This window comes from Plesiomonas sp. ZOR0011 (assembly GCF_000800945.1).
Classification (GTDB): domain Bacteria; phylum Pseudomonadota; class Gammaproteobacteria; order Enterobacterales; family CAMTGL01; genus Plesiomonas; species Plesiomonas shigelloides.
Genome location: NZ_JRKB01000065.1, coordinates 1 through 8798 on the forward strand (window position 1 = coordinate 1; position 8798 = coordinate 8798).

Consider the following 8798-nt stretch of genomic DNA (forward strand, 5'->3'; position numbering starts at 1 on the left):
CGGTGCTGCAAGCACCGCCTGGTCTGCGCGGCCAGCAAGCCGGTCTATACCGTGAGGAAGACCAGGTAGTGGTGAGTCAGGTCGCCATCGTCAGTCAGGGCGCGGTCCCCGGCTGGAAAAACCGTTATTTCTACACTCTGGATTTTTCCGACTTTCAGGGATGTGGCCGCTTTTACCTGCAATGCGGCGATTATCGCTCCCATACTTTTACCATCGGTGACGGACTGGCGCTGCACGCCACGTTGTCCGATGTTTTGCACTATTTTAAATCCCAGCGCTGTAGCGGACGCTACGATCTGCACGATCGTCAAGCGCACTTTTTTGATCAACCGGAGCGAGAGCCGGTCGATCTGCATGGTGGTTGGTATGACGCCTCAGGGGATGTGAGTAAATACCTCAGCCATCTCTCGTATGCCAACTACATGAACCCGCAACAAACACCGCTGGTGGTGTGGAGTTTATTGCAAGCCAGCGAACTGTTGGCCAACGACTCAGCACTGAAAATCCAAAACCTGTATCACCGTCTGCTGGATGAAGCCCTGTTTGGCGCCGATTTTCTGGTGCGCATGCAAGATCCCGACGGTTATTTCTACATGACGCTGTTCGATCGTTGGAGCAAACAGCCACAGCAGCGCGAAATTTGCAGCTATGCAACCCAAGCCGGACATAAAGCCACATCTTACCAAGCGGCCTTCCGTCAAGGTGGCGGCATGGCGATTGCAGCACTGGCTGACGCCTCCCGCCAGCCGCGTCACGGTGAATACCAGCAAGATGACTATCTGCGGGCAGCCTTAAGTGGCTATTGGCATCTGCGCGAATACAATCACCAGTATCTGGATGATGGCTGCGAAAATATTCTGGATGAGTATTGCGCCCTGCTAGCCGCCTCTGCACTCTATCGCGCCACGCAAGATACCCGTTTGCAACAAGAGAGCCAGTACTGGGCCGAGCGTTTAATGCAGCGCCAATGCAGTGATGCACAATACCCGCACTACTGGTCAGCCAATGCCGATGGCTCGCGACCATTTTTCCATGCCTCGGATGCAGGATTACCGGTCTTGGCACTGGTGTATCACCTCCAGCATAGCGCCCTGCCCGCACAACAGGCCACCTTGCAACAAACGCTGCGTCAAGCTATCGAGTTTGAGTTGTACATCACGGCCGAGCCATTTAATCCGTTTGGCTATCCATGCCAATACGTCAAAGGCACCCACAGCGAAAAACGGCGTAGTTTCTTTATTCCACATGACAATGAAAGCGGTTACTGGTGGCAAGGCGAAAATGCCCGTTTAGCCTCTCTGGCCAGCATGGCCTATGCCGCAAAGCCGTACGCCAACGCCGAGCAACAATCGGCCCTGCCCCTCTATGCCAACGATGCGCTGCACTGGATTTTGGGCCGTAACCCGTTTGATATCTGCATGCTCGATGGCACTGGACACCACAACCCAACCTATTTGGATGCCTTCCCGAATGCCAAAGGGGGCGTCTGTAACGGCATCACCGCCGGTTTTGAGGATGAAGCCGATTTAGACTTCAAACCCCAGCCGTACGATGAAGACATACTGCAAAACTGGCGCTGGGGAGAGCAATGGATCCCACATGCAGCCTGGTATTTATTAGCGATTACTTACCAGTACAAGGAGGCGCATCATGTCTGAGATTTTGTATGTGGGTGTTGACGGCGGTGGCACCGGATGCCGCGCGCGGATCCGCGACCAGCACGGCAATAACTTGGGTGAAGGCTATGCCGGAAGCGCCAATATCTTGCTGGGCAGCGAGTTGGCGATGCAAGCAGTACAACATGCCATTGGCGATGCGACGCAACAAGCCGGCCTTACCGTGCGCGACTATCAACGTATGCATGTCTGCTTTGCGTTAGCAGGCGCTGAGCATCAAGAGGCGCAAGACGCCTTTTCACGTCTACCGACCTCCTATGCACGTCAAGTCCTGATCACCGATGCCCTTGGAGCCTGTCTGGGTGCGTGGGGCGGCGAAGATGGCGCCGTACTGATTGCCGGTACCGGCTCTTGTGGCCTGCTGTATCGTGCCGGTCACATCACCACCCTCGGTGGCCATGAATTCCCCATCTCCGATCAAGGTAGCGGCGCCCGCTTAGGCTTGGCCTGTATCCAGCAATCACTGCTGGCTATCGAAGGCATTACGGCCGCTTCCAGTTTGGCCGAAGCGATTTTCAGTCAGTTCGAGCAGAATATAGACAATATTGTCAGCTGGTCAAAGCAAGCGCTGCCACGTGACTATGCCAGCTTTGCGCCGCTAATTTTCCAGCATGCCGCGCACGATCATCTGGCCAAGCAACTGCTGCAAGATACCGCGCGTGACATCGAACTGCTACTCGATGCCCTGCTGCATAAAGGCGCCGAGCGCGTTGCGCTGATGGGCAGTATTGGCCGCCACATCCAGCCTTGGCTGCAAGAGCGTTATCTGGCGCGTTTGCAAGAACCACGCTTTGATGCCATCGACGGCGCCATTTTTTATGCCCGCCAACATCTGCCAGTGACTGAGAATGTCACCAGTGAAATCGATTAAGGATGATGCCGTGACGTCGTTGTTACTGGAATTAACCCTGTGTGAACACCAGCCGCCGTACTGTACGTTTCGAGCTAGGTTGCACAACCAAGGTACGCAGTCTCTGGAGAACTGGCAGTGCTGTTTCTCTATTTGTCGCCTGATCAAACCGGACTCCGTACAGCCTGGCAGCATCAGCCAGACCGGCAGTTTTTGTCGCTTCAATCCGGTGGCGGCAGATGGCGCCATGCTCAGCTTACCGGCCGGTGGCAGCATCGATTTTCACTTTGCTATGGGCACCGCTCCCCTGCACTACCAGAGCGATGGTTTTGGTGATGCATATCTGGAAGTCTTGCAGGATGATGGTTCGTTGCAACGTTTGCCAATACAGATTGGCCACTTTGAGCTCGGGTTTGGTCGAGTGCAATCACAATGGCAAGCAGAGCCGGCGCTACCGTCACTCACCCCGCAAGTGGGCGTGATCCCACGCCCCTTGGTACAACATGAGCAAGATGGTCATTTTACGCTCAATGAACATACCACCCTGAGCTTAATGACGCCGCAAGCCGATGCAGCAGTGCAGTGGTTGCAAGACGAAGTCGTGGCCCGTTGTGGCTTGGCATTACCTCTGGTACCCGCCACCAGCCCAGAGAGTGCTATCTGGTTCGAATGCGACCCAACGCTGGCGCCGGCACAATATCAGCTGACAATCCAGCCGCAGCATATTCGCGTGCGCGCCGCTCAGCGCGAAGGGTTTATCTATGCAGTCGCCAGCGTGTTACAGCTGCTACCGGCAACACCCGCGCACACGCCATCAGGCGCCTATTGCCTGCCATGCACAGAGATTGACGATCAACCACTGCATGGCTATCGTGGCATGATGCTCGATTGCGCACGCCATTTTCACTCGGTCGCTACCATCAAGCGTCTCATCAACCAGCTAGCCTACTGTAAATTTAACTATTTCCACTGGCACCTGACCGATGATGAAGGGTGGCGGGTAGAGATTAATGCCTATCCACAACTGACCAACATCGGTGCGTGGCGCGGTCCGCAAGAAACCTTGCTACCACAATACACCTGCTTGGCAGAGCGCCACGGCGGTTACTACCGCCAATCGGAGATCCGCGAGGTCATCGCTTACGCTGCCGCGCGCGGCATCACCGTGATCCCTGAAATTGATATTCCGGGTCACTGCCGCGCCGCGATTTTGTCGTTGCCAGAGCTGCTTCGCGATCCGCAAGACCGCTCGCAATACCGCAGTATCCAGTACTACAACGACAACGTGCTATCGCCTGCGCTAGAGGGAACTTACACCTTCATTCGCACCGTACTGGCTGAAATCTGCGCCCTGTTCCCGTCACCGTTTATCCATATTGGTGCCGATGAAGTGCCCGAAGGTGTTTGGACCGCCAGCCCTGCTTGCCAAGCGATGATGCAAACCCTGAATTACCGTTCGCCGAAAGAGTTGCAAGGCCACTTGCTACGTTTTGCTGAAGAGATTTTGCATCAACACGGCAAACGCATGATGGGTTGGGAAGAAGCCACCCACGGCGAGAAAGTCAGTAAAGACACCATTATCTTCCCATGGCGTGGTGAAGAGGCGGGAATGGAATGTATTCACCAAGGCTACGATGTGATTATGCAGCCCGGGCAGTACACCTATTTGGATATGGCGCAAAGCCATAATCCTGATGAACCCGGCGTTGACTGGGCCAGAAGTGTGAATCTGGAACAGGCTTATCATTATGAGCCGCTGGCAGCTCTTCCTTCTGACTCACCGTTACGCAAACATATCCTCGGGGTGCAGTGTGCCCTGTGGTGTGAACAAATTAACAATCAAAACCGAATGGATTACATGCTTTATCCGCGTTTGCTGGCAATTGCCGAAGCCATGTGGAGCGCCAAAAGCCGGCGGGATTGGCCGGACTTTTTAGCCCGCTTATCCGGCTTGCGACCTTTGCTCGACCGACACGGAATTAATTATCGCCTGTTTCAGGTGTGAGAGATGCTACTTTAATAGGATGGTTTTTACATGAAATACGGTTACTTTGATAATGACAACAGGGAATATGTCATCACCCGTCCCGATGTGCCTGCACCTTGGACCAATTACCTGGGGGTGAAAGATTTCTGTACTGTTATTTCACATAATGCCGGCGGTTACTCCTTCTACAAATCACCGGAATACCACCGTGTGACCAAATTCCGTCCCAACGCCACCTTTGACCGTCCGGGGCACTATGTGTACCTGCGTGATGATCAAAGCGGCGATTATTGGTCTATCTCTTGGCAGCCGGTAGGCAAAAGCCTCGAAGAAGCCCAATACGAATGCCGTCATGGCCTGTCATATTCCAAGTTCAGCTGTGATTACAACGGCATCGAAGCGCGTAAAACCATCTTTGTTCCGGTCGATGACAGCGTCGAGCTGTGGGATGTCACGTTAAAAAATACCGGTGATACAGCGCGCACCATCAGTGCGTTCTCCTTTGTCGAATTCTCGTTCAGCCACATCACCTCCGACAACCAAAACCACCAAATGAGCCTGTACTCGGCCGGTACCCGTTATGAAAACAGCGTCATCGAATATGACCTGTTCTATAACCCAAGCCGTGAAACCGGATACTACTTCTTTGCCTCCAGCTTCACGCCAGACAGCTTTGATGGCCTGCGTGACAAATTCCTGGGCTTGTACCGTGATGAGTCCAACCCAATTGCGGTTGAACGCGGTTACTGCTCCAACAGTTTCGAAAAAACTGGCAACCACTGCGGCGCGCTGCATAAAGCCTTTACCCTGCAACCGGGTGAAGAAGTCCGCTTCGTCTACATGTTGGGCGTCGGTGATATGGAAGCAGGCCAAGCACTACAAGCCAAATACAGCAACTTGGCGAATGTCGATGCAGCCTTTGCTGGGATCAAACAGCATTGGGCGGAGCGTGTTGAGAAATTCCAGTGCCAGACCCCGCATGCCGGTTTGGACACCATGCTCAACACGTGGACGTTGTACCAAGCCGAAACCTGCGTGGTTTGGTCACGCTTTGCCTCTTTCATCGAAGTCGGTGGCCGCACCGGTCTGGGCTATCGTGATACCGCGCAAGATGCGATGGCTGTACCGCACACCAACCCACAAAAAACCCGTCAGCGTCTGATAGAGCTGTTACGGGGTCAGGTTAAAGAAGGCTATGGTCTGCACCTGTTCGATCCTGCGTGGTTCGATCCGAACAAGAGCGACGCCCCAGCCTACAAATCACCGACCGTGGTGCCGACCCCGAATGCCGATGACATGATCCATGGGCTGGAAGATACCTGCTCCGATGATGCCCTGTGGCTGGTACCGACCGTTTGTCGCTACGTGATGGAAACCGGCGAAACCAGCTTCTTTGATGAAGTGGTGAACTACGCCGATGGCGGCGAAGGCACCGTGTATGAGCATCTGACCAAAATTCTGGACTTCTCCGCCAAATATGTCGGTGCAACCGGGATCTGTAAAGGCCTGCGCGCCGACTGGAACGACTGCCTGAACTTAGGCGGTGGTGAAAGTGCCATGGTGTCTTTCCTGCACTATTGGGCCATCGAAGCCTTTATCGAAGCGGCTCGCTTCTTAGGTAAAGATGCAGATGTTGAACGCTATCAAGCGATGGCAGAAAACGTCCGCATTGCCTGTGAAGAGAACCTGTGGGATGGCGATTGGTATATCCGCGGGATCACCAAAAAAGGTGAGAAGATCGGTACCCAAGAACAAACCGAAGGTAAGGTGCATCTGGAGTCCAACACTTGGGCGGTGGTTTCCGGTGTCGCCGATCCAGAACGTGCCCGTAAAGCGATGGACTCCGTGGATGAGTACCTGTACTCGCCGTGGGGTCTGCACCTCAATGCGCCATCATTCGCCACCCCGAATGATGACATTGGGTTCGTTACGCGCGTGTATCAAGGCGTGAAAGAAAACGGCGCGATTTTCTCGCACCCTAACCCATGGGCGTGGGTTGCCGAAGCCAAACTGGGTCGTGGCGATCGCGCCATGAAATTCTACGATGCCCTGCTGCCGTACAACCAAAATGATCAGATTGAAACGCGTATCGCTGAACCGTACTCCTATGTGCAGTTCGTGATGGGTAAAGATCATACGTCGCACGGTAAAGCCAATCACCCGTGGCTGACCGGCTCGTCGGGCTGGGCCTACTTCGCTGCAACCAACTGGATCTTAGGCGTGCGCTTGAGCTTCGAGGGTCTGATTGTTGATCCTTGTATCCCAACAGATTGGCCAGAGTTCCGTGTACAGCGCCAATGGCGCGGTGCGACGTTCAATATTCACGTACAAAACCCGGATGGCGTCAGCAAAGGTGTGAAATCGGTGCTGCTCAATGGTACACCGGTACAAGGCGCGATCCCGGCCCAGCCTGCCGGCACAACACATGATGTAGTCGTCATTATGGGCTAACCGATTGGGGGCATCCTATGGATGCCCCATTTTGATGTTTATGGAGAGAAATGAGAGGAGCTCAATCATGATCCATTTCGGAACAGGTGGTTGGCGCGCATTTATTGGTGAAGAGTTCACCAAAGCTAACGTCGAACGCGTCAGTCAAGCGCTAGCCAATATCATCAAAGAACAACAAGCTGAAAAACAAGGATTTGTCGTCGGTTTTGACCGCCGCTTCTTATCAGACAAAGCCGCAAAGTGGATTGCCCAAGTGGTAGCGGCCAACGGGATCCCAGTCTATTTCGTCAAGAAATACGCCCCAACGCCAATGATCATGTACGCGGCCAAAAAGCTCGGTACTGCATTAAGCGCCTGCGTTACCGCTAGTCATAACCCAGCCGATTATAACGGGATCAAAGTGTTTGCCTTTGGCGGCCGTGATGCCAACGAAATTGAAACCCAGCAAGTTGAAACTTTAGCCAATCAATTAACTGCGGCGGATATCAAAAGTATCGATTTTGAAGAAGCATTAGCAGCAGGGAAAATCGAACTGTTCGATCCTACCAATGACTTCGTCGACTCCATTATCAATGCTATCGATATGGAAGCGATCAAAAACAGTCATCTGCGCGTGTTGCTGGATCCGATGTATGGCGTATCCAAAACCTGCTTGCAAACCGTATTAATCACCGCCCGCTGCGATCTCGATGTGATCAACGATCGTCACGACACGCTGTTTGGTGGAAAACTGCCATCGCCAAGCGCTCATACCCTCGGTCGTCTGACCGAAATGGTGGTCGAGCAAGGTTATGACATCGGGATCGGTACCGATGGTGATGCAGACCGCTTAGGGATCATTGATGAAAAAGGCAATTTCATTCACCCTAATGAAATCCTCTGCTTGCTGTATTACTACCTGCTGAAATACAAAGGCTGGAAAGGCGGTGTCGTACGTAACGTAGCCACCACGCACCTGTTAGACAAGATTGCCCATAGCTTTGGTGAGGAGTGCTATGAAGTGCCGGTAGGCTTCAAGCACATCAGCTCTAAAATGGATGAGCAAGATGCACTGATTGGCGGCGAAAGTAGCGGTGGTTTGACGATCCGTGGCCATATCAAAGGGAAAGATGGGATCTTTGCCGCCAGCTTGCTGGTTGAGCTGATGAGTGTCACCGGTAAGAAGCTGTCTGAGCTGTTAAGCGAAATCTACAACGAGTATGGCTATTGTTATACCGCGGAAGGTGACTGCACCTTCAAAGCGTCCGAAAAGGAAACGCTGTATAACAAGATCTATGTGGAAAAAGCACTGCCAGACTTTGATTACGAAGTGGAAAGCGTCAGCTATGCTGATGGCGCCAAAGTTCGCTTCAAAAATGGCGGTTGGCTGATTGCCCGCTTCTCCGGTACCGAGCCATTGCTGCGTATTTTCGCCGAGATGGATTGCAAAGAAAGGGCGGAAGAAGTGCTGGAGCAGATGAAAGCCTTTTTACACGTCTAAGCGCAACGCGATCTAGTACAGACGTAGAAAGACGTAACAATCCTCATCTCTCGTTTAACCCTGCTACGGCAGGGTTTTTTTTGTGCCTGCGTTATTACATACTAAATACTAGTGCCATCAATCAGCAGCTCAAACGGCAAGGTATAGAAAAGATAAGAGGACCAAGAGATTAAAGAATGAAATAAGAAGTAAATAGCAGGAAAGGAAGATGAAAAGACAAATACAAAAGCCAAGACCCAAACGCAAAAAGCCCATCCGCTAGGATGGGCTCTTCACTTATTTAATGCCTGGCAGTTCCCTACTCTCGCATGGGGAGACCCCACACTACCATCGGCGCTACGGCGTTTCACTTCT

The 8798-nt window shown here is 52.9% G+C and carries 5 protein-coding genes; all 5 read left to right on the top strand.

The annotated features are described in order from the left end of the window. Window positions 1-1658 (top strand): glycoside hydrolase family 9 protein (locus L975_RS11715; RefSeq protein WP_052181442.1); only part of this gene is annotated, 1658 nt, incomplete at its 5' end. Continuing rightward, window positions 1651-2547, top strand: coding sequence for a BadF/BadG/BcrA/BcrD ATPase family protein (locus L975_RS11720; RefSeq protein WP_039044619.1), 897 nt, complete (start codon window positions 1651-1653; stop codon window positions 2545-2547). The genes L975_RS11715 and L975_RS11720, both read left to right, overlap by 8 nt. A 10-nt stretch (window positions 2548-2557) precedes the next feature. Next, window positions 2558-4531 (top strand): beta-N-acetylhexosaminidase, encoded by a 1974-nt coding sequence (locus L975_RS11725; RefSeq protein ID WP_177326641.1) that lies wholly within the window; start codon window positions 2558-2560, stop codon window positions 4529-4531. Between the two features lie 30 nt (window positions 4532-4561). Further along, window positions 4562-6964: a GH36-type glycosyl hydrolase domain-containing protein gene (locus L975_RS11730; protein ID WP_039044620.1), complete on the top strand. Its 2403-nt coding sequence runs from the start codon at window positions 4562-4564 to the stop codon at window positions 6962-6964. A gap of 67 nt (window positions 6965-7031) precedes the next feature. Continuing rightward, on the top strand, window positions 7032-8444 hold the full coding sequence (locus L975_RS11735; RefSeq protein ID WP_039044621.1) for a phosphoglucomutase/phosphomannomutase family protein: 1413 nt from the start codon (window positions 7032-7034) through the stop codon (window positions 8442-8444). The last annotated feature ends 354 nt before the right edge of the window (window positions 8445-8798 follow it).

Excerpts from the sequence above, each read along its gene's own strand:
- L975_RS11730 (WP_039044620.1), top strand. The coding sequence starts at position 4,562 with ATGAAATACGGTTACTTTGATAATGACAACAGGGAATATGTCATCACC.
- L975_RS11720 (WP_039044619.1), top strand. The coding sequence starts at position 1,651 with ATGTCTGAGATTTTGTATGTGGGTGTTGACGGCGGTGGCACCGGATGC.
- L975_RS11735 (WP_039044621.1), top strand. The coding sequence starts at position 7,032 with ATGATCCATTTCGGAACAGGTGGTTGGCGCGCATTTATTGGTGAAGAG.